Genomic DNA, 20,499 nt, shown 5'->3' with positions numbered 1-20,499 from the left:
GTTGAGCGCTCGGGGGTTGGGCGGGCGCCTGCTTGGCCGGGGTGGCGGCGTTGACGCTCGGGTTTTGCGGCTGCTCGGATGCCGGACGATCGGAGGTCAGCGACACCAGCACCACCCCGGCGGTGATGGCGGCGATGCCGGCCAGTGCGCTCCCGGCGAGGAACATGGGCCGTCGCCGGCGCGGGACGACCACGTCGTCGTCGGGCACGGCGCTGTAGGCCAGAGCCTCGGCGTCGGCGTTGCCCCAGACGTCGAGGTACGTCGGGCCGAGCGGTCGCGGGCTCACCTCTCCGGTGCCGGGGTCGAGCGCGTACGCCAGCGCCGCCGTGGACGAGGCGAACAGCGGCGCGTTCGCCGAGGCCAGCGCGGCCCCGCGGGCCAGCGCCAGCTCCGGCTCCTCGGGCGCCGACAGCTCGAGCGGGGTCGCCGCCTCGAGCGCGGGCTTGACGGGCACGATGTCCACGCCGCAGCCGATCAGGAACACGCCGTCCGCGTGAGCACCCCGCGCGCCCAGACCGGCGACCATCGTCGCCAACTCGGCGGCGAGCGGCTCCTTTCCGGCGTTGGCCAGCTGCTTGCGGTGCAGGTCGACGATCGACCCGTCGGCGACGTCGACGACGGCCAGCGTCGCGGTCTCGGCCTCCACGTACAGCATCGCGATGTGCGCGTAGTCGAGCGCGGACCCGACCGTCTGGGCCAGCGCGGCCGCGGCCAGCAACGGGGAAACCAGCATCACGTTGCCCATGCCGTGTTGGGTCATCGCTTCCCGTAGCGCGCCGACGTCCGCTCGGTCCGTCCAGGTCACGCCCGTCGACACCAGCTGGTGGCCGCCCGCCTCCGCACCTTCGCGGGTGCCGCCGATCGCCGCAATGACCTCGTCGACCGCGCCACCGAACTCGTCCTGTTCGACGGTGACACCGTCGGCGTTCTGGCCCTCGATGACCACCAGGCGGACCGTCCCGGGAGCCATCGAGACCCCAAGCACGATGTCCACTTCACGCCTCCGCAGTCCGCTGATTTGCGCTGATTTTTTTCCGAGGTCCCTCGATGAGGGCACCGCCGGATAGACCCGCCCGACCGGGTGACACCACGCTACCCGCGCGGAAACGGGTGCGCTCGTCGAGCGCGCTCAGCAGGAACGACGCGGGTTAGTAGCCCGGGCCCAGGAAGGGATTCTGGGAGTTGCCCGGGTACTGCTGGTACTGCGGGTACTGCGGATACGGCGTGTACTGCGGGGCCGGCGCCTGGGGGGCCTGGGTCTGCGGGACCTGAACCGGAATCGGCACCGGCAGCAGCGGCACGTGGATCCACTCGGTGGTCATCGGCACCGTCGTGGTGGTGGTCGTGGTCGTGGTCGGTGGGGGCGGTGTCTCGGTGGTGGTCGAGGGCGGCGGCGGGGCCGTCGTCATGGCGGTCGTGGTGGGCGCCTGGGTCGGCGGCGCGGTGTGCCGCGGGGTGTAGACGGGGGGCGCCTGCGTGGTGATGACCACCGGCGGCGGCGCAGACGGCGGCGGCGACGGCGGCGGTTCGGGCGGCGGCGGCGCGGGACTGGGCACCGGCGCGGCACTGGGCGGGAGCGGCACGGCCGTCGGCGGCGGCGGCGCGACGGTGCGCGGGACCAGCGGGCTGGCCGGCGCCGGCCGGGGTGCGACGCTGGGCGCCGGCGGCGCCTGGCGGTGTTCGATCCCGGTCAGCGTGTAGGCCACGCCACCGATCGCCGTCATCGCCACCAGGGCCGACATGCCGATGATCAACTGTGACAACCGCAGGCGGCGCCACGGCCGCTCCGCGGGCGGGTCGATGACGTTCAGCCGCATCGACCAGCCGGACGGCCCGTCCTCGTCATAGGTTTCGCCGCCGAACCGCACCCGCAGGTCGCCGGGGTACTCGGTCTGCGACCAGGCCAGCTCACGATCCGTCAGCGCCTCGTCGTCGATCACCAGCACGTCGCCGGCCCCGAGGTCGACGACGTCGCCGGTGGCGTGGGCGGAGGCCAGCAGGCTCATCGAGGTCCTGGTGCGCAGGCTCAGCTCCTCGCCGCGGGCCGCCAGCAGCAGCGCTCCGCAGGCCGCCGCGAGGGCGGGCTGCGACGGAGTCAGGATCGGCGTGCGCCCGTGGATCGAAAGCCGTTCGGCGACAAGCGGAATCTGCGCACCGCCGCCGACCGTTACCACCGCCGCCAGGTCGCCCCAGTTCTTGCGGTAGCGCACCAGCATGTCGTCCAGGGCGTAGATGAAGCCGGTCAGCCGGTCCGCCATCAGGTCTTCGAGATCGTCGCGCTTCAGCGTGAAGCTGCAGCTGCGTTCGCCGAGCACGGCGGCGATCTCGGTCACGACGTCGGTGGACAGCCGTTCCTTGGCCAGCCGGCACTGTTCGCGCAATTCGCCGAGCTGCCCGACGGCCGCCGTGCTGGCCGGATCAATGCCGCTGCCGCGACCCAGCTCCTCGAAGACCCGCAGCAGCAGCTCCTGATCGATCTCGTCACCCGACAGGGCCGCGTAACGCATTGTGGCGCTGACCAATTCGAAATCACCGGCGACGTTCACCAACGTGGCCGAGGTTCCGCCGCCACCGAAGTCGAGCAGCCCCACCACGCCGTCGTCGGGCAGCCCGAGTTCGGCCTTCACCGCGGTCAGCGACGCGATGGCGTCCGAAACCAGCCGGGGCGCCATGCCGCTGCGAACGAATCCCAGATGAGTCCGCAGCCCGTCGCGCAATGCCTGCACCGTAACGGGTTTCCAGTACGCCGGGACTGCGATGGAGATCTCCGCGCAGGACGCGTCCGCGCCGACGGCGCGCACCATCGCGTCCAGGGCCTCCACCGTGAGCAGCTCCGGGTCGTGGGCGGACCCGTCGGCCGACACCAGCGCCACCGAATCACCGATGCGCTCCACGAAGCCCTTCATCATCACGCCGGGCTCGAATGGATACGAATTCTCTTCGGGCGCACCGACTTTCGGCGCGCAGTGCGGATAAAGGGTCAGCACCGAGCGCCGGGTAACCGGTGGGCTTTCATTACGCGCAGCGACCAGGTTGGTGGTCCCGATCGACAACCCAAGTGGGTCGTACATAGAGCGAAAACCTTCGTCTATAGGGGTCGGTGGCCAGCGTTAACCATAGCCGCGGACACGCCCAAAACCGATGGCTTGCAACGTCATCGGTACCCGGTCGATGCCGCCTCGTCACCGAAGCGGTACCGGCGGCCCCTTGACAAATCGACGCTCGTGCTTACACCACGGTCAGCGGCAGCGATCGCCTCGGCTCGAACTGGAATGTCGCTCCGCCGCTGACCTTCGTTACCGACACCTCGGGCAGTTCGGCCGCCGCCGTGTCGGTTTCGACCAGTTCCGCGGTCCAGTCGGTGCCGGTGCCGCTGACCCGGACCTCGACGTGCGGGTCGACGGCGGTGGCGATCGCCTGGAGCGGCTGAACGGAACCCGGGGAACACAGCGCGATCCAGGCGGCATCGTCGTGGGCCGGTGAGCGGTGCACGACCAGCCGGTCCGCCGTTTCCGCGCGGACATAGCCCGCGGGGTTCAGCAATGGGTGCAGTTCGAGGACCTCGAGCACCCCCGCGATGCCGCCGGGGAGTCCCAGCGCGCGGCGTATGCGCTCGGCGGCCACGCCCGCGATGCCGGTGAGCCCCTGGGTGCACACCGACACGGCCTGCGCGTCATCGGCGGCGCGGGCGCGCACCGCGATGGCGAACGACAGGTAGAGCAGGTGCATCTGCAGACAGACCTCGTCGGCCATCCGGACCAGCGCCGAATGCGAGAAGCCGGCGAAGTCGAAGTCGGACAGCAGCGGACCGGAGTAGTCCGCGTTGCCCTCGTCGGAGCGGTCGATCGGATCGAGTTCCCATGTGGCGGCCCGGGTTTGGCGAACGATGTCCAACGCGGGAATGCTCTTGGCCTCGGGGTAGGACTCGTCGATGATGACCGTCCACGCGCAATGCGGATGGCGATCGGCCGGCGTCCGCGGGGGCCGGTGGATGGGGCGCACCTGGGCGCGCGGGTTGGTCGCCACCGCGGTGGCGTCGAACGTCGGGTCCTCGATGGTGTGGCACATCCCGAAGACGTAGCGCTCCCCCATCGGCTCCACGTCGAGCAGCGCCCCGCAATGGTCGAGGTGGAATTCGCCGTGCCAGCGGTCGTGCACGGTGTAGCGGAAGTCCATGAATTGCGGTGGGGCGCCGATGTCGAGCTGGAGCCCCTTGAAGATCGTCGGCACGTCGTTGCCCTCGAAGTTGAGCGCACGCTGCATGCGCCGGGTGTAGACGGGGCTGGCGCCGGCCCACTCCTCGATCGCGATCTGCACCATCTCGTCGCGGCCGAACGCGCTGATGCACCAGGCCATGCCCGAGCGGTCGATCAGCTGCCCGATCAGGAGCAGTTCGGGAACCAGGACGGCCAGCTGCTCGCGCGTCAACCGCGCGTACCGGGATCGGCTCACGGCCCAAAAATAGACTCGACTATGTTATAAAGTCAACGATGTCCATCGCCGCAGGTCAGGTAGCCGCGGGCTCGATCGGCCCCACCCGGCGCACCAGCGCGCCGCGCAAGCGCGGCGACGACACCCGCGCGCGCATCATCGACGAGACGGTCCGCTGCATCGTCGAGGAGGGCTTCCCGGCCGCCACCGCCAAGCACGTGGCCGAACGCGCGGGCGTGACGTGGGGGGTCATCCAGTACCACTTCGGCGATCGCAACGGCCTGCTGATGGCCGTCGTGGACGACGGGGTGGACCGGCTGATCGACAGCCTGTCGTCGGCCGACGTCGGCGCGCTGCCGCTGCGCGAGCGCATCGAGGTGGTCGTCGACACGGCGTGGGGCTGCTACAGCAGCCCGACTTCGATGGCGGCGCTCGAGATCCTGCGGGCGACGCGCGGCGGGCCCGGCGAGTCCCCGCGGAGGCACCTGCTGGAGATGAACGACGCGATCGGTCAGCTGGGTCGGCTGATCACCGCGGATCCGGCGAATGCCGGTGTGGCCGAGGTGATCTGGGCGACGCTGCGCGGTGTGGTGCTGGCGCAGATGGTCACCGGGACTGCGATCGACTGGAGCCTGGAGCGACGGGCTCTGATCGACATGGTGACCCGCTACCTGTCCGACACGCAGGGCTGCCGCGACACTTAAACCACGCACACGACACGCCGCGCATGGTGACCGTGGTCTATGTCTCGGCGACGGCTCTTCGATGCGAGCGCGGGCGGCGGGTGACCCGTGTGCTGCAATGACCTGATGACCCCTCAAGATCTCGCCGACATCGAAGCCATCAAGCAGGTCAAGTACCGGTACCTGCGCGCGCTGGACACCAAGCACTGGGACGACTTCGCCGACACACTCGCCGAGGACATCAAGGCCGACTACGGACCGTCGATCGGCAACGAGTTGCACTTCACCAACCGCGACGACCTGGTCGAGTACATGCGTACGTCGCTGCCCGCCAACGTCATCACCGAGCACCGGGTGACCCATCCGGACATCGTCGTCGACGGCGACACGGCAACGGGCAGTTGGTATCTGCAGGACCGCGTGATCGTCGCCGACTTGAACTTCATGCTGATCGGTGCCGCCTTCTACCGCGACACCTACCGGCGCACCGACGCCGGCTGGAAGATCTGCGGGACCGGATACGACCGAACCTACGACGCCACAATGTCGTTGGAGGGCATGAACTTCACGCTCAAACCCGGTCGCGCGGTGGCCACCGACGCCTGACGCGCGCTACTTGGTGATGGCGATGACCGCGCCGGGCCGCAGCCATTTCATGATCGACACCAGCTGAGCATCGTCGACCGCCACGCAGCCCTCGGTGGGCTTGCCGTCGGTGGTGTGGAAGAAGAACGCCGCACCGCCGCCGGGGGTCTTGTTCTTGTTGACGCCCATCACGACCGCGTGCTTGTACTGCGGGATCTGCAGGTTCTCGCTTTCGGCGGTGTTGAACGGGCACTGCGCCTTCTGGCACACCTGCATGGAGTTGAAAGTGGGGCTGTGGTCGTCGCCGCTCCACCAGTGGTTGGGCCCCACCTGCGTGTAAGGGAGCCCGGTGCCGGGATTGGGCGCGGTGCCGAACGCGGAGTCCAGCGTGTAGACCCCCATCGGGGTGGCCGGCACCCCGCTCTTGGCCTGCGGAGCCATGCCCGCCGAACCGACGTGGGTGGGAATCCCGCTCCGCAGCGCCTGCCAGCCGGCGGCCGTGCGCTGATAGATGTCCATCGTCGCGTTGGATCCGCCGGTGCTCATCACCGAAACCACCTGCGTGGCATCGCCGACGGCGTTCGCGAACCAGGGGGCGCCGGCCGCGCCGCTGATCGGCGCCATTGCCAGCGCCACGAAAAACGCGCACGCCGAAGCGAACAGCGAAGCGAGCAGTCGGCGCATGACCTCAATCGTCGAACCCGTGCAGCGCAAGGTCAAGTAAAGCTTCAGACCCGGTTAGGTCACCGCGCCGTGACCAAATCGCCCGCGTCGCACGGTTTTCGGGAGAGCGCCGCGCGCGGGGGACGAATCACCGTGACGCACAACAGGAAATACAGATAACCCAGCGCCCAGCCGGCCAGCACGTCGGACGGGTAATGCACGTTCAGCGCCACCCGCGAGACGCCTGCCGCCAACACGCTCAGGGCGACCATCGCGGCCGCGACGGTGCGCATCAGCCGGTTCATCGTCGGCAACACCAACGACAACCCCGCGAGCAGCGCGGCCGTCACCTCCAGTGCGTGCCCGGACGGAAACGACGTCTCGGCCGCGGGCACCAGCATGGTCGACGGCCGCGGCCGGTCCACCAGCGCCTTGGCCGCGACCGTCACGAGCCCGCTGAGCGGCGCGCAGGCCAGCAGCAACAACCCCGCCCGCACCCGGCGCGCCACCAGGGCGCCGGTCGCCGCCACCGCGCCGAGCACGCGCAACGGGACCGGGCCCAGCGCGAACGAGACGTCCGCCCAGAATCGCACCCACAAGGGGTGTTTGACGGCGCCGTCGCGCGCGGCGTTCAGCAGCGACCAATCCAGGCGCTGCTGCCAGTGCCAGTGCTGCGAGTAGCCCGCCCACATCAGCGCGTAGACGGCCGCCGCGACCAGGGCGACGCACAGGGCCGGCATGGTCCGCGCTCGGGTCATATCCCACGGATACCAGCCGGGCTCCGCGCAGCGTCCGGCGGCCCGACCACGCTGTCGCCCGGCCCGCGCCATACTGGCGTCATGGCCGTATTTGTCCGCAGGTTGCTCGGCATCGGCAAGCTGCCCGACGACGTCTACGCGCAGCTCGAGGCGGAAGGCGTGCGCTACCTCGCCGACTTCGTGGCGGTGACCCGGCGCTTCAAGGGCGCCATCCCGGGCGTGCGATTGCCGCACAGTGTCGCCAGCTACACGGGCTCGCTGGCGTTCACCTCCGAGCGGGTGCTGGCCACGCTGTCCATGCTGCCGCGGCTGGCCGGCCCGACCGTCGACGTTCGCTGGGACGCGCCGCAGACCGGCGCGGCGCGGGTCGAGATCTCGTCGACGGGCCTGCAGGTCGACGTCGACGTCGCGAAGGTCGACCCGAAGTTCAGCGGCGAGTTGTCGCTGCACTACAAGGCGGCCATTCCGGACGAGGTGCTCAGCGGCCTGCCGCGCCGGTCCCTGGCCTTCGACATGCCGCCCGAGTACGTGTTCCGTGCGGTCGGCGTTACCTATAGTCCGTGATCGTCATCCGCGGCCAGGGCGGCTGGCGCAGCACCGCCAGGCTGCCGATCACCGCCGCCAGCAGGCCGGTGATCACCCCGATCAGCGCGATGCGGTTCCCGTCCACGGCGGGCTTCCAGGAGGCTTCGCCGTTGTGGACGACGAAGACGCCGAGCGGTTTGAGCACGGGGATGACGGTGGTGCCGTCCGGTGTCTGATAGGGCTCGCCGTACACGCGACCCGCGGCCCCGTCGGTGGGCGGCCGGTCGAGTAGGTCAAAGGGCTTCACGGAACACTCCTTTCCTGGGTGTTCACCCGGTGCGTGTCGCGGACACGGTTCACGCTAACGCGGATTTCCTACGATGACTCCCGTGAGCGAGCAGGCCTTCAGCCCGCAGGAGCGCCGGGCCGTCTATCGGGTGATCTCGGAACGGCGCGACATGCGGAAGTTCTCACCCGGCGCGGCGGTGGACGAGGCCGTGCTGGCGCGCCTGCTGCAGGCGGCCCACGCGGCGCCCAGCGTCGGCCTGATGCAGCCCTGGCGCTTCGTCCGGATCACCGACGACTCGCTGCGGCGGCGCATTCACGCACTCGTCGACGAGGAGCGCCCGCTCACCGCCGCGGCCCTGGGCGAGCGGGCCGAGGAGTTTCTCGCGCTGAAAGTCGAAGGCATCCTCGAGTGCGCCGAGCTGCTCGTGGTGGCCCTGTGCGACGACCGGGACAAGCATGTGTTCGGCCGCCGGACACTGCCGCAGATGGACCTCGCGTCGGTCTCGTGCGCGATCCAGAATCTGTGGCTGGCCGCGCGCTCCGAAGGCCTTGGCATGGGTTGGGTTTCGCTGTTCGATCCGCAGCGGTTGGCGTCGTTGCTCGACATGCCCCCGGGGGCGGAGCCGGTGGCCATCCTGTGCCTGGGCCCGGTGCCGGAATTCCCCGATCGGCCGGCGTTGGAACTCGACGGCTGGGCTGTCGCCCGGCCACTGTCGGAGTTCGTCTGCGAGAACCGCTGGAGTCGGATCCCTGCGCCTTCGCCCGACTAGCTGCGGTATCGTCGCCGGTCGCGGGCGAGTTGAGAGGTGACGCAATTGGCGCCGGGCGAAGAAGCCGACCGGAAAGACAACGTCTTGATCGTGCACTGGCACGATCTGGGCCGCTACCTAGGCGTCTACGGGCACCCGGACGTCGACAGCCCCCGCCTGGACCGCCTTGCCGCCGAGGGCATCCGGTTCACCAGGGCGCATGCCACGGCGCCGCTGTGCTCGCCGTCGCGCGGGTCGCTGTTCACCGGCCGCTACCCGCAGAGCAACGGCCTGATCGGGCTGGCGCATCACGGCTGGGAATACCGAAGCGGCGTGCGCACCCTGCCCCAGATACTGACCGATGCGGGTTGGTACTCAGCGCTTTTCGGCATGCAGCACGAGACCTCCTACCCCCAGCGACTGGGCTTCGACGAGTTCGACGTCTCGAACTCCTACTGCGAATACGTGGTGGACCGGGCCTCCGACTGGCTGCGAGACGGCACCGAAGACCTCGCGGGCCAACCGTTCCTATTGACCGCCGGGTTCTTCGAGACGCATCGGCCCTATCCCCGGGACCGTTACGAGCCGGCGGACAGCGCCGGGGTCGACCCGCCCGACTACCTACCCGACACCCCCGAGGTGCGCGACGACCTGGCCAGCTTCTACGGGTCGATCACGACGGCCGATGCCGCCGTCGGCCGCCTGCTGGACACGCTGGCCGAGTCGGGACTCGATGACAGCACCTGGGTGGTGTTCTTCACCGACCACGGCCCAGCGTTTCCCCGCGCCAAGTCCACGCTCTATGACGCGGGAACCGGCATCGGCATGATCATCAGGCCCCCGACCGGCCGGGCGCTGCCCCCGCGGGTCTACGACGAGCTGTTCAGCGGCGTTGACCTGCTGCCGACGCTGCTGGGCCTGCTGGGCGTGGACGTTCCGGCCGACGTCGAGGGCGTATCGCACGCCCGCGCCCTCCTCGCGCCCGACCCGCACACCGTGCCGGTCCGGGACCACGTATACACGACGAAGACCTATCACGACTCGTTCGATCCCATCCGCGCGATTCGCACCAAGGAATACAGCTACATCGAGAATTACGCCCCGCGGCCGCTGCTCGACCTGCCGTTGGATATCGAGGAGAGCCCGTCGGGGGCAGCCGTCGCGCCGTTCATCACCGGCCCACGCCCGCAGCGTGAGCTCTACGACCTGCGCGCCGACCCCACCGAGACCACCAACCTGCTGGCCGCCGGCGACGCCGACGCCGACGAAATCGCGGCCGATTTGGCTGTGCGGCTTCATGATTGGCGTCAGCGTACGGGTGATGTAATCCCGTCGGAGTTCGCCGGCACCCGCATCTCGGCCCGGTACACCGAGACGTATCTGCACATTCATCGGGTGAAACCGACCGCCCGGTCTGCGCTCGCCGCCGACCGCGGCATCGAGGAACAGGCGAGCGGTTAGCCGCCGGACCGCCGGGAACCGCCGACCTCGGCGACGATGAACACCCGCCGGAACGGGAAGATCGTGGTCCCGTCGGACCGGGGCGGGTAGGCGTCGTCCAGCAGCGGGATGAGCTCCTCGCGGAACCGTTCCCAGTCTTCGTCGCCGAGCCGCTCGCGCACCGGAACCAGCGCCGTCCCGGTGATCCATTCCAGCACCGGGTTCTCCCCGCCCAGCTGGTGCAGGTAGGTGGTCTCCCAGACGTCGACTTTGCACCCGGCGTCCAGCAGCAGGTTTGCGTACTGGATCGGCGGCTGCACCACCGCGCCGACGCGAAATGGTATGTCCCGCATCACCTTTGCGTAGGGCTCCCGACGGGCCAGGGTGCGCACCGTGGCGTGCGACGGCGTCTCGAAGTTGCCGGGAATCTGGACGGCGATCCATGATCCGGGCGGCAGCTCGCCCGCCCACCGGACCAGCAGGTCGGCGTGCTCGGGCACCCAGTGCAGCGCGGCGTTGCTGACCACGACGTCGGTATCGGGCTTGGGTTTCCAGTCCCGCAGGTCGCCGATCACTGCGTCGATGCCGCGTTCCTTCGCGGCGGCGACCATCTCCGGCGAGCTGTCCATCGCCTCGATCACCGCGTCCGGCCAGCGCCGGGACAGGTACTCGGTCAGGTGGCCGGGGCCGCAGCCGAGGTCGACCACCCGCCGGGCCCGCTCCGCCCCCACCCGGGACAGCAGGTCGTAGAAGGGCCGGCTGCGATGGTCCGCAAAGGCCAGGTAGACATCGGGATCCCACATGTCGGTCCTCCTGATCAAAGCGCCGCCGCCAGCCGGGGAGATAGACAAACGGTATTACCGCATGCGGCCCCGCCGCCCAAGTGGCCCCGGCCGCCGCGCCGGCCGGTTAGCATCGGCGTTCGTGGCGCCCAACACTTCGATTGAACCGCCGATTCCCGCCGCCTTCGAAGGCGCGGACGTCCCGGTCGACGACGGCGGCTTGCCCCCGAATTCGGCGCTGTCCCCCCGCCAGCGCATGGTAGTCGAGGGCTCGGCCATCGGCGACCTGGCGCTGCGCACCTGGGTGTCGTCACTGCTCACCGCGACGGTGGCACCCGCCGTCGTCGCCGCGTCCCTGCGGCACGCCGATGCCCGCGCCGAGCGCGCCAACCTGAGCTTCTACGCCGGGCTGGGCGCGCAACGCGATCCGGTGAAGTCGTTTCCCGCGCCGACCGAGCCGCCGCGGGTGTCGTCGCGGCGGGCCAGCCCACTGACCGAGTGGGTCGCGGGCGGGACGGTGGAAAACATCGCGTTCCCAAGCAGCTTCAGGGCGATCAACCCCGCGATGCGCCCGCAGTGGTCCGCCTTCAGATCCAACAACACCGTGCGCGCCCAGCACTGGCGCCACGACGACGGGCCACGCCCCACGCTGTGTGTCATCCACGGCTTCATGGGATCGTCGTACCTGGCCAACGGGCGGTTCTTCGCGCTGCCCTGGTATTACCGCTCCGGCTACGACGTGCTGTTGTACACCTTGCCATTTCACGGCAAGCGGGCCGAAAAGCTTTCGCCGTTCAGCGGTTTCGGCTATTTCGCCGGCGGCCTGAGCGGTTTCGCCGAGGCGATGGCCCAGGCCGTGCACGACTTCCGGTCCGTCATCGACTACCTGCACGGCACCGGGGTCGACCGCATCGCGCTGACCGGCATATCGCTGGGTGGCTACACCTCGGCGCTGGTGGCCTCCGTCGACGACCGGCTCGAAGCCGTCATCCCGAACTGTCCCGTCGTCGCCCCGGCGAACCTGTTCGACGAATGGTTCCCGGCCAACAAGCTCGTGCGACTCGGGCTGCGCCTGTCCCGCATCAGCCACGCGGAGTTATCCGACGGGCTGTCCTACCACAGCCCGCTGAACTACCGGCCGCTGCCGAGCAAGGATCGGCGGATGATCATCACCGGGCTCGGCGATCGGATGGCGCCACCGCAGCACGCCGTCCAGTTGTGGGAACACTGGGATCGCTGTGCGCTGCACTGGTTTCCGGGCAGTCACGTGCTGCACGTGAGCCAGCTCGACTACCTGCGCCGGATGACCGCGTTTTTGCAGACCGTCATGTTCTAGCGGCTTCGGCGACCGAATCCGCGCGCACCGGGGTCGGCCAGTCCAGCTGCGCCAGCAAGCCCGCCGCCACCTTGGCGTGACCGTCGAGCCGCCGGGTGGACAACAAATCCAGTGCCTGCAGCGCGGGCCGGTGATTGCCGCGCTCCGGTACCAGCCCCGCCGGCGCGGCGATCCGCTCCGGCGGCGTGTCGGTCAGGAAGGCGCAGGCGGCCGCGACGGTGTGGTGCGTCCCGTCACCGGCGAACTCCAGCGCGGTGCACGTCTCGCGCGCCGGATGCTCCCTGATCGCCTCGAGGGTGGCCGCCAGCCCCTCCCCGACCGGGATCTGGTATGCCGCTAGGTAATCCGAGGCCCCACGCTGCACCCCGGACCAGCTCTCGCGGGGGTTGGAGGTGAGCAACCGGGGAACGTCGTCGGGCGCGACGATGGTGACGTCCCAGCCGAGCTCCCGCAGGTGGTCGGCGAGCCGGCGCGCCGCCACCTGCGCGGTCTCGTGCAGCGGGATGCGTGCCGAGCGCGCCCGCAGCGCGGCCAGGTTCTCAGTGGCCGAAATCGTGAGACCAATCCACGTCTCGCGCCTCGATGGGTCGGATGCGTTGTCCCGGTTCGTGATCCGGATCTTGTGCGCCCGAATGCCGTAGCGGTCCAGGTAGCCGGCGATCAACGGCAATGGCAGCACGTCGGCGTCGCCGCCCGGCACGCCGATCCGCAGCAGCGCTGTCGTCGCCGTGGCCGAATCGGATTCGGCCGCGGTCTCGCCGCGCCCGATGATCGCCAGCCGGCGGCGCGCCAGGGTGGTGAAATACAAGCCGCGCCAGGAACCGAACAACACGACGACCACGGCGGCGGCCATCCCGAGCAACCAGTAATCACGGGGTGACCGCCAGGGGTAGGCCATCACCGCGGGCACGACGGCCAACAGCGCCAGCGTGATTCGGCCGGGTCCGGGGATTGGCATCCAGCGCTGGGGGCTCACGGGGTGTGGTCCTTTCGTCGGCGGGTGGCCGTGGCGGCGATCGCGCCCGCGACTGCGACGAGCACAGCCAGCGCGGCGGTTCCGAGGAGCGCGACGGTCCGGGGGGTGGTGTCCTTGGGCGCGGGCGCCGGCGGAACGGCGACGGGTTTGACCTGTGCGGCGGGCGGTTGGTTGCCCGCGGGCAGTTGCCAGGTCAGGGCTGCCACCGGGTCCACGCTGCCGGTGCCGACGACGTTGGAGGGCGCGCGTGCGCCGCCCAGCGCGGTGGCGGTGATGCGATGGATGACCTGCGTGGCGTTGAGGTCGGGGTACTTGCTGCGGACCAGCGCCGCGACGCCGGCGACGTAGCCGGCCGCATAGCTGGTGCCGCTCAGCGCGACCTGCTGCTGGTGTTCGTCGGGCAGTCCGTTGGCCAGGCCGCCGCCGTCGGCGTTGCCGACCGACACGATGCGTTCCCCGGGCGCCGCGATCCCCACCCACGGCCCCGCCATGGTGAATTTCGACGGCTGGCCATCCGGCGTCAGGGAGGCCACCGACAGCACGTAGGGCTGCCACACCGACGGGATGGAGACCGAGGTGACGCCCGCCCAGTTGCGCGGGTCGTCCGGGCGGCTCAGGTCGGTGAGCGGGTTGGACTCGCAGGAGGTTCCGCCGCCCACCGATCCGGTCGCTCCGGTGTTGCCCGCGGCGGCCACGATCACCGCGTCCTTGTCCACCGCCGCGTAACGGATCGCGGCGCCGAGCGCGGCCTGATCGACCGGCCGGTCGGCGGGCAGGCAGGTGAGCGTGGAGATGTCGATCACCCGGGCGCCGAGGTCGGCCGCACGCACGATCGCGCGGCCCAGCGTGGTGACGTCCAGCGCCGCCCGCGCCATCAGCGGGTCTCCCCCGGGCGTCCGCGGCGAGAACTTGGCCGACGTCGTCCTGATCGAGACCACCCGCGCCGCGGGCGCCACGCCGGCGAAGCCGTCGTCAGCCGGTTGGCCGGCGATGAGCCCGGCCACCAGGGTGCCGTGGCCGTCGCAGTCGGTCAGCCCGTCGGTCGCCTCGACGAAGTCACCGCCCGGGTCGACGTTGGGCAGGCGCGGACCCGGCCGCACCCCGGTGTCGAGCACCGCCACCAGCTGGCCCTCTCCGCGCGAGAATTGCCATGCGCCGGGCAGATTCAGCGTGGCCTGGCTGGGTGTGGCGGCCGCGGGGTCACTGCCGGGGATCACCCCGGAGACGGTGCACGGACCGCGCTGCTCCATCGGCTGCACGGCGCCCGGGGCCCCGCTGGGCGGCGGGACACCCGGATCGACCTTCGGCGCTTCGATGGCCATCGCCGACGGACACGTCCACAGCACGGCCGCCAAAGCCGCGGCGAGACAAGCCGATCCGGATCGGATCATCGATTGAGTATCCAGGTGAAGATGCCGACCAGGAATGCCATGGCGGGGATGAGCGACGCGTCGAGCCCGGCCGCGACGAAGCCCACCAGCCGTCGCACCGGGAGCGAATAGCTCTCCGGCTCGGCGATCTGCGGGTTGAGCGCCACCACCACCCACACCAGGGTCAGCGCGACGAGCACCAGCGCGGCGCCCAGGGCGGCGGCGTAGCGTCCGGTCGCGGTGTAGAGCACCAGCAGCGCACCGGCGGTCAGGTACGGCTGGGCCAGCAGCCACGCCTTGCACGCCGCCGAATCCCACACCCGCGCGCGCAGCACGGACGTCGCCGCGGTGGCGCCCACCACGTACCAGCCCACCCCGCTGCACGCCTCGGGGCGCAGGGTGATCGCCACGGAGCCCAGGACGCTGAGAACCACTGCGGCGGCGATGAATCCGTTCTGGTGGGCGTCGCCGGTCCGCACGCGCCGCGGCAGGTCCTCGAGCACCCGCAGCGACGGCGCCGACGGCGTGGGGTCACCGGGCGCCGGGATGACCGGCAACGGGAAACGCGCCCAGAGCGCGGAGAGCTGCGCCGCCTCGATGGTGACCAGCAGCGCCGCGACGATCAGGCCGCAGCCGATGGCGAGTGGCCGCAGGTGCCACAGCACCTCGGCGCCCGCCGCCAGCAACACCCCGGCCCCCACCACCGCGGTCGCGGTGAAGAACCCGACGATGCGCTCACGCTCGGCGCTGGGCACCATGAGCGCGATGAGCGACCACGCGGTGACCCCCGCAGCGGCGAGCATGATCTGCGCCGGCCCGAACCGTCCGGGCACGGCCAACGAAAGGGCGGCGCCGATGGGCACCAGCGCGGCGATCGAGCACGCCGTCGCGGTGCGCGGCGAGCGGGCCGCGACGAGCAGGCCGGCGATCGCGGTCAGGGCCGCGATCGCGCTGACGGCGACCAGCCCGGCCAGCGCGCCGGTGGTGACGCGGTAGGTGACCGAGAGCCCGGTGGCCAGGAACGCGACCGCGATCACCGCGGCCAGCGCCCCGCGCTGGATATGCGCTGCGCCCCAGGGCTTCAGCCGCGAGGTCGAGAAGATCATGGCCGCATCGGCGATGTCCTCGACGATCCCGGGGGCCGCCTGGCCGACCGGCACCGGCTGCAGCGCCAACAGGTCACCGTCCACAACCCCGACCGTGTCCAGGCTGGCGTCCAGGCTGAACGGCGCGCCGCCGATGGGCGCGAGGCTCAGTTGGGTCGCGTCACCGAGGTCGGCGGCGCCCCGGGCCGTGTCGTCGGATTCGCCGTTCGACGCCGAAGGAACCACCAGACGCTGGACCGCGGGCAGGATCTCACGCAGCGGCAGCTCGGCGGGCAACGCCATTTCCGTCAGCCTGCTTTCCGCGAGGATTGCCACGCGGACGATCGGCATGACGGCGCCGGACGTCACCGGACCCTCGAAGGACGCTGGGGCCATACCTGAAACATCGTTGCTCTCTTTTCCGTTGGGGTTACGCGTGTTGCGCGGTGAAATCTCGGGCCAAGCGGTGGCCGGAGAACCATTCGGACTCCGGCAGTAAAGCGGTCAGCTGTTCGATCGCCAGGGCGATCGCGAACGGTGTGCCGGGGGCGAAGGTCGACACCCATTCGCCGTCGAAGGCGCGCGACGGGCTCACCAGCACGCGGCCCGCGGCGGCGTCGACGATGCTCATCCCCACCTCGGTGATGGCGTGCCTGCCGTCGCGGCGGCAGCCGGCGACGATCTCGACGTAGCTGCGCGGGCCGTTGAACACCGACTCCACCACCGACCGGGCCGACTGCGGGATGCCCAGGTAATCAACGACTTCGGCCAGCGAGGCGCCCGAGCGCAGCCGCTCGTCGGCCCGCGCCCCGACGCGGGTCGGCATGCTGAACTCGTCGAATCGGGCCGGCGGTTGTTGTGCCAGCCCGACGCTCAGCACCGGAACCAGCGCGCGCGGGTCGTCGATGTCCATGGCGGTGAACGTGATCAGCTGCGCGCTGCGCAGCGCGACGACGGTCTTGACGCTGGTCGCGGGACGCTGAGCCACGATGCCGCGCAGCAATTCGCCGGTGCCGGTGTCCTTGGCGGGCCCCACGTAGCGCAGGTCGAGCCACCGCTCCGGGAAGCACACCACCCTGATCCAGTCGGCCACCGTCGGATTGATGGTGCCGCCCTCCGATACCAGACCCATCCGGGTCAGCTCGGCTCGCTGACGGTCGAGGAACGCCTGGCGTTGCGTGGCATCGGTGTAGGGCGAGGTGATCGCCAGCACCCACGGGAAGCTACCCGCCCCAATGGTTTCCGCTATGAACCAGGCGTGATCGACCGTCAGCTCGACGGCGTTGGGCTCAGCACTCATCTGACAGGAACTAACCGCCCCACTTGGCGGCTTCGGCCTGGTCCCGGGCGAGCATGGACGTGGTGTTGGCCTCGTGGGTGCTGGCCATCGACTGGTAGGCCCGCACGAGGCTTTCCATCGCCTGGTTCCACTGGGCCTGCCAGGCCTGGTAGGTCATACCGGTGTCGCCCTGCCAGGCGTTGGACAGCGTGGCCTGCTCGCTGGCGATGTCCGAACCCAGCCCCTGCAGCGTGCCGGCGTAGCCGGCCATGTCGGCGGCGTGGCTCAACATCGCCGGGTAGTTGTACATGATTTGGGACATGAGAAGTCCTTTCGCGGTTGTTGGCGGCTGAAGCTCGATCAGAAGGCGTTGTAGCCGGACGCCGCGGCGGCGTCGGCGGCGACGTAGGTTCCCGCGGCGTCGCCGAGGTTGGCCTGGGCGATGTCGAGCAGGGTGTTGACCCGCGCGGCGGCCTCGACGAAGCGGGCGTGCGCGGCCTGGAACGCGGCCGAGGACTCGCCCTGGTGGAACGCCTGTGCCGACATGGCCTCCTGCTCGGCCTGACTGATGGTGCTGCGCATCAACGCCGCCTTGGCACTGAAGGCCGACTGCGCGGCCACCAACTGCGGGATGTGGGCGTCCAACATACTCATGGTGCTTCCTTTCTCTGCGGTCTCATGGGGTTTCGGTGACTGACGAGCATCGGGCTGACTGCCTTATCCCCCTTCCCTGGGCTCGGTCGGGCGCGCCGGGTCGTGGTCCCAGGTGCCGGGCATCATCGGCATCTTTGGGCCGCTGCCGAATTCGCCGTCGGTGAGCTTGGTCAAACCGGCCGCCCGGAAGGTGTTCGCCTTCCGCGCGGTGCCGGCGAAGCCCAGCGTCCCGGCCCCGGCACCGGATGCCACCGCCGCGGCCAGTCGCTCATCGTCGTCGTCGTAGTCCGGGGGCACGCCGATGTCGGAATCCATGTCCGCGAACTCGTCGGCGTGGTCCCGCAGCGTGGCCCGGCGGCGCCGCCGCGCGCGCGCCTCCGCCCGGCTGGCCGCGGCCGCGCCGGCCGCCGGGATGGTCGCCGCCGGCGCTTTGGCGCCACCACGGCCACCCACCGTCGGTCCCACGCCGGTCTCCGGGTCACCGCCGTAGGCGACCAGGTAGGCCAGGGTGCTCGGCGCCGGCGCGGGCGCCGGGGCGGGAGCGGTACCGGTACCCGCCGCGACCGAAGTGGCCGGCGCCCCAGCGGGAGTCGCCACCGTCGGGGCCAGCGCGACCGCCGGCAGCAGTGACGCCGGCTTGGTCGAGGCGACCAGCGGCGCCGCGGCGGCTCCCGCCGCCACCGGGGCGATCTCGGCGGGCGCGGTGAGCAGGGAACTCAGGCCGATGCCGAGCAGCAGCGGGATGAGGAAGGGCGCGGTCAGGATCGCGCCCCAGGTCGGCCAGCCGACGGCGTTGAAGAACACCTGGTAGGCGACGAAGAACAGCAGCGGGCCGTTGGCGGCCAGCAACGCCGGGAGGTTCGAGAAGATGTTCTGCAACAGCTGCTGAATGTTCTGGAAGAAGTCCTGCAGGAACTTGGCCAGCTGCTGGAAGAAGTCGGAGATCGCGTTCGCGGGGTTGGAGGTGTTCTGCGCGGCGTTGACCGCGGCGTCGTTCGACTCCCCGCCCGGCCGCACGATGGCCGGCGCCGGGGTGCTGCGCGGCGCGGACGCGAGCGCTGCGCCCGAGGTGGCCTGATAGGCGCCCATGACGGTCGCGGCCTGGACCCACATCCGCGCGTAGTCGGCCTCGTTCAACGCGATCGGAATCGTGTTGATGCCAAAAAAGTTCGTCGCCACCAACACCCCGTGGACGGTGTGATTGGCGGCGAGCTCGCCCAGTGTCGGCATGGCCGTCAGGGCGGCGGTGTACGCCGCGGCCGCGATCTCGTGCTGCGCGGCCACGCCCGCGCTGTCGGCGCTGGCCTGCTGCAGCCACGCCAGGTACGGGGCGTGCGCGGCCGCGTACTGCTCGGCCGTCGGCCCCTCCCAGGACCCCGCCTGGGCCTGGCCCACCACCCCGGTGAGTTCGGCTGCCGCCGTTGCGTATTCGGTGCTCAGCGCGGTCCACGCGCTGGCGGCCGCCAACAGCGGCCCCGGCCCGGGACCGGCGCTCAGCAGCGTCGAATGCACCTCGGGTGGCGAAGCCATCCAAAGGGGCGCAACGGGGGACGTCATTGTCGGGCGCCCTTAGAACCCGTACGTCGCCGCGGCCGATGCGTCCCCGGCGAGATAGCTGACGCCGGCCTCGCCGACGCCCACGCCGGCGCGGCCGAGCTCTTCCACGCCCTGGGCGGCGACGGCGGCGTGCTCTTGACCCTGTGCGCTGAAGCCGAGCGCGGTCTGCAGCGACACCGGATCCACCGCGGGCGGCACCACCGCGGTGATGGCCGGCGCGGCCGCCGCGTGCGCGGCCGCCAGCCGCGCCGTCAGCGCCTCCACCGCGGCGCTGGTCGCGGCCAGGCCCTCGGGAACCACTCGCAACGTCATGACTCTCCCCTTTCACCAAACATCGCGGCCTCACCCACCAGCGGGTTGACCAACTGCACGTACGTCGGAATGTCGCTGTCGCCCAACAAGATCGCCCGCCCCGCGGGCAGCCGGCCGAAGCGCTGGCCCCGGATCTTGCCGCTGTCCTGCGGGTTGCCCGCCAGCATCAGCGTGGTCGCCTGCAAGTCGTTGAACCGGCGCAGCAGCGGGTTGGTCATCAGGGCGTGCCCGGATCCGGTCGCCCGCGCCGTGACGATCACCCGCAGCCCCAGATCGGCCGCCTGCGAAAGGATTCCGATCAACGGCGTCCATGGCCGCTGCCCGACGTACGGGCCGCTCATCGCCGGCGCGTCCGGTATCTGGTCGACGTCGTCGATGATCAGGTAGTGGGTGTGGCCGGCGTATGCCCACCGGGCCAGCTCCCCGGGCGACAACCCGGCCGGGGGACGCCGCGATTCGATGATGTTCGCCAGCCCCAACATCGCCGGGATGATGCGGTCGACGTTGGCGGTGTACTCGTTGTCGGCGAACAACGGCTCGTCGACAAGGTGCAGCCGGCGATCCAGCACCGTGAAGGCCACCTGATCGGGCGTGGAGTGCTCGCGGATGGTGCGAATGATGTGGCGCAGCAACGTGGTCTTGCCGGATTTGCTGTCGCCGAACACCATCAGCAGCGGCTCGTCGGCGAAGTTGACGACGACGGGCGCCAGGTCCTCCTCGCGCTGGCCGATGACCACCTGCTCCGTGCCGCGATAGAGTGCGCCGAGCGCCTCCGGCGCGAGGTTGGTCGGCAGCAGCCGCACCGGCGGCGCGGCCATGCCCGGGTAGCGGGCGTTGATCGCGGCCACCTGGTCGAGCTCGGGGTTGGCGAACAGGAAGTGCTCGGCGGCCATCGTCAACCCGCGGCCCGGTTGGTCGTGCGGCACGGACTCCGCGGGGCGACGCAGCGCGCCGACGAGCCGCACGTTGCTGTCCCGCGGGTCGTGCAGCTTGAGCTCGAGCCGCAGGCCGAGGCCGTCGCGCATG

Annotated in this window: 22 protein-coding genes and 1 pseudogene; 7 read left to right on the top strand and 16 right to left on the bottom strand. The window is 70.5% G+C overall.

Annotated features, from left to right (window positions below):
• The 3 genes from A5704_RS13080 to A5704_RS13070 form a co-directional block, all read right to left on the bottom strand.
• Window positions 1–994, bottom strand: a 994-nt coding sequence (locus tag A5704_RS13080; RefSeq protein ID WP_067889303.1) for a hypothetical protein, incomplete at its 3' end; no start/stop codon positions are given.
• Window positions 995–1,148: 154 nt separating this feature from the next.
• A complete protein-coding gene (locus A5704_RS13075; protein ID WP_067889300.1) occupies window positions 1,149–3,071 on the bottom strand; it encodes an Hsp70 family protein in 1,923 nt (640 codons plus the stop codon).
• 157 nt (window positions 3,072–3,228) lie between these two features.
• Window positions 3,229–4,452, bottom strand: coding sequence for a hypothetical protein (locus tag A5704_RS13070; protein WP_067760818.1), 1,224 nt, complete (start codon window positions 4,450–4,452; stop codon window positions 3,229–3,231).
• A 38-nt stretch (window positions 4,453–4,490) separates the two neighbouring features.
• Here A5704_RS13070 and A5704_RS13065 point away from each other — a divergent pair, with 38 nt between their 5' ends.
• Both A5704_RS13065 and A5704_RS13060 read left to right on the top strand, forming a co-directional pair.
• Window positions 4,491–5,135, top strand: a complete 645-nt coding sequence (locus A5704_RS13065; RefSeq protein WP_067760817.1) for a TetR/AcrR family transcriptional regulator — start codon at window positions 4,491–4,493, stop codon at window positions 5,133–5,135.
• 105 nt (window positions 5,136–5,240) lie between these two features.
• Window positions 5,241–5,720, top strand: a complete 480-nt coding sequence (locus A5704_RS13060) for a nuclear transport factor 2 family protein (protein WP_197499070.1) — start codon at window positions 5,241–5,243, stop codon at window positions 5,718–5,720.
• Window positions 5,721–5,726: 6 nt separating this feature from the next.
• Here A5704_RS13060 and A5704_RS13055 read toward each other — a convergent pair whose 3' ends face one another.
• Complete coding sequence (locus tag A5704_RS13055) at window positions 5,727–6,323, bottom strand: L,D-transpeptidase (RefSeq protein WP_231969088.1); 597 nt, start codon at window positions 6,321–6,323, stop codon at window positions 5,727–5,729.
• On the opposite strand from A5704_RS13055, the gene A5704_RS29225 reads away from it, so the two are divergent.
• Window positions 6,238–6,423 (top strand): hypothetical protein, encoded by a 186-nt coding sequence (locus A5704_RS29225; protein ID WP_231969090.1) that lies wholly within the window; start codon window positions 6,238–6,240, stop codon window positions 6,421–6,423. The genes A5704_RS13055 and A5704_RS29225 overlap by 86 nt on opposite strands.
• 19 nt (window positions 6,424–6,442) lie before the next feature.
• Here A5704_RS29225 and A5704_RS13050 read toward each other — a convergent pair whose 3' ends face one another.
• Window positions 6,443–7,120, bottom strand: a complete 678-nt coding sequence (locus tag A5704_RS13050; RefSeq protein ID WP_067760811.1) for a phosphatase PAP2 family protein — start codon at window positions 7,118–7,120, stop codon at window positions 6,443–6,445.
• A gap of 81 nt (window positions 7,121–7,201) precedes the next feature.
• Here A5704_RS13050 and A5704_RS13045 point away from each other — a divergent pair, with 81 nt between their 5' ends.
• Window positions 7,202–7,684, top strand: a complete 483-nt coding sequence (locus A5704_RS13045) for a hypothetical protein (RefSeq protein ID WP_067760809.1) — start codon at window positions 7,202–7,204, stop codon at window positions 7,682–7,684.
• Here A5704_RS13045 and A5704_RS13040 read toward each other — a convergent pair.
• Entirely contained in the window at window positions 7,668–7,952 is a 285-nt protein-coding gene (locus A5704_RS13040) for a hypothetical protein (protein WP_067760807.1), read from the bottom strand. The two genes, A5704_RS13045 and A5704_RS13040, sit on opposite strands and share 17 nt — an antisense overlap.
• Before the next feature lie 73 nt (window positions 7,953–8,025).
• Between A5704_RS13040 and bluB the strand changes: the two genes are divergently transcribed.
• Window positions 8,026–8,703 (top strand): 5,6-dimethylbenzimidazole synthase, encoded by a 678-nt coding sequence (gene bluB / locus A5704_RS13035; RefSeq protein ID WP_067760805.1) that lies wholly within the window; start codon window positions 8,026–8,028, stop codon window positions 8,701–8,703.
• A 36-nt stretch (window positions 8,704–8,739) separates the two neighbouring features.
• Complete coding sequence (locus A5704_RS13030; RefSeq protein WP_067889296.1) at window positions 8,740–10,143, top strand: sulfatase; 1,404 nt, start codon at window positions 8,740–8,742, stop codon at window positions 10,141–10,143.
• On the opposite strand, the gene A5704_RS13025 is transcribed toward A5704_RS13030, so the two are convergent.
• Window positions 10,140–10,925 (bottom strand): trans-aconitate 2-methyltransferase, encoded by a 786-nt coding sequence (locus A5704_RS13025; RefSeq protein WP_067760835.1) that lies wholly within the window; start codon window positions 10,923–10,925, stop codon window positions 10,140–10,142. The two genes, A5704_RS13030 and A5704_RS13025, sit on opposite strands and share 4 nt — an antisense overlap.
• A gap of 121 nt (window positions 10,926–11,046) precedes the next feature.
• Here A5704_RS13025 and A5704_RS13020 point away from each other — a divergent pair, with 121 nt between their 5' ends.
• A complete protein-coding gene (locus A5704_RS13020; RefSeq protein ID WP_067760833.1) occupies window positions 11,047–12,240 on the top strand; it encodes a S9 family peptidase in 1,194 nt (397 codons plus the stop codon).
• Here A5704_RS13020 and eccE read toward each other — a convergent pair.
• The 9 genes and pseudogenes from eccE to A5704_RS12975 all read right to left on the bottom strand — a co-directional run.
• Complete coding sequence (gene eccE / locus A5704_RS13015; RefSeq protein WP_067760832.1) at window positions 12,230–13,198, bottom strand: type VII secretion protein EccE; 969 nt, start codon at window positions 13,196–13,198, stop codon at window positions 12,230–12,232. The genes A5704_RS13020 and eccE overlap by 11 nt on opposite strands.
• 14 nt (window positions 13,199–13,212) lie before the next feature.
• Entirely contained in the window at window positions 13,213–14,607 is a 1,395-nt protein-coding gene (gene mycP / locus A5704_RS13010; protein WP_067760830.1) for a type VII secretion-associated serine protease mycosin, read from the bottom strand.
• A complete protein-coding gene (gene eccD, locus A5704_RS13005; RefSeq protein WP_156670266.1) occupies window positions 14,604–16,067 on the bottom strand; it encodes a type VII secretion integral membrane protein EccD in 1,464 nt (487 codons plus the stop codon). The genes mycP and eccD overlap by 4 nt, the downstream gene beginning before the upstream one ends.
• A gap of 34 nt (window positions 16,068–16,101) precedes the next feature.
• Window positions 16,102–16,971, bottom strand: a complete 870-nt coding sequence (locus A5704_RS13000) for an ESX secretion-associated protein EspG (RefSeq protein ID WP_067784385.1) — start codon at window positions 16,969–16,971, stop codon at window positions 16,102–16,104.
• 10 nt (window positions 16,972–16,981) lie between these two features.
• Window positions 16,982–17,272: a WXG100 family type VII secretion target gene (locus A5704_RS12995; protein ID WP_067278112.1), complete on the bottom strand. Its 291-nt coding sequence runs from the start codon at window positions 17,270–17,272 to the stop codon at window positions 16,982–16,984.
• Window positions 17,273–17,310: 38 nt separating this feature from the next.
• Window positions 17,311–17,604, bottom strand: coding sequence for a type VII secretion system protein EsxG (gene esxG / locus A5704_RS12990; protein ID WP_067278108.1), 294 nt, complete (start codon window positions 17,602–17,604; stop codon window positions 17,311–17,313).
• Window positions 17,605–17,667: 63 nt separating this feature from the next.
• Window positions 17,668–19,161, bottom strand: coding sequence for a PPE family protein (locus A5704_RS12985; RefSeq protein WP_067760826.1), 1,494 nt, complete (start codon window positions 19,159–19,161; stop codon window positions 17,668–17,670).
• A gap of 12 nt (window positions 19,162–19,173) precedes the next feature.
• Window positions 19,174–19,473 (bottom strand): PE family protein, encoded by a 300-nt coding sequence (locus tag A5704_RS12980; RefSeq protein ID WP_067760824.1) that lies wholly within the window; start codon window positions 19,471–19,473, stop codon window positions 19,174–19,176.
• Window positions 19,470–20,499, bottom strand: a pseudogene (locus tag A5704_RS12975) (type VII secretion protein EccC); the annotation flags it as partial. The pseudogene A5704_RS12975 and the gene A5704_RS12980, both read right to left, overlap by 4 nt.

This window comes from Mycobacterium sp. E735 (genome assembly GCF_001666955.1).
GTDB lineage: Bacteria > Actinomycetota > Actinomycetes > Mycobacteriales > Mycobacteriaceae > Mycobacterium.
The sequence above is the reverse complement of the archived record's forward strand: the minus strand, read 5'-3'. Positions and strand labels throughout refer to the sequence as shown.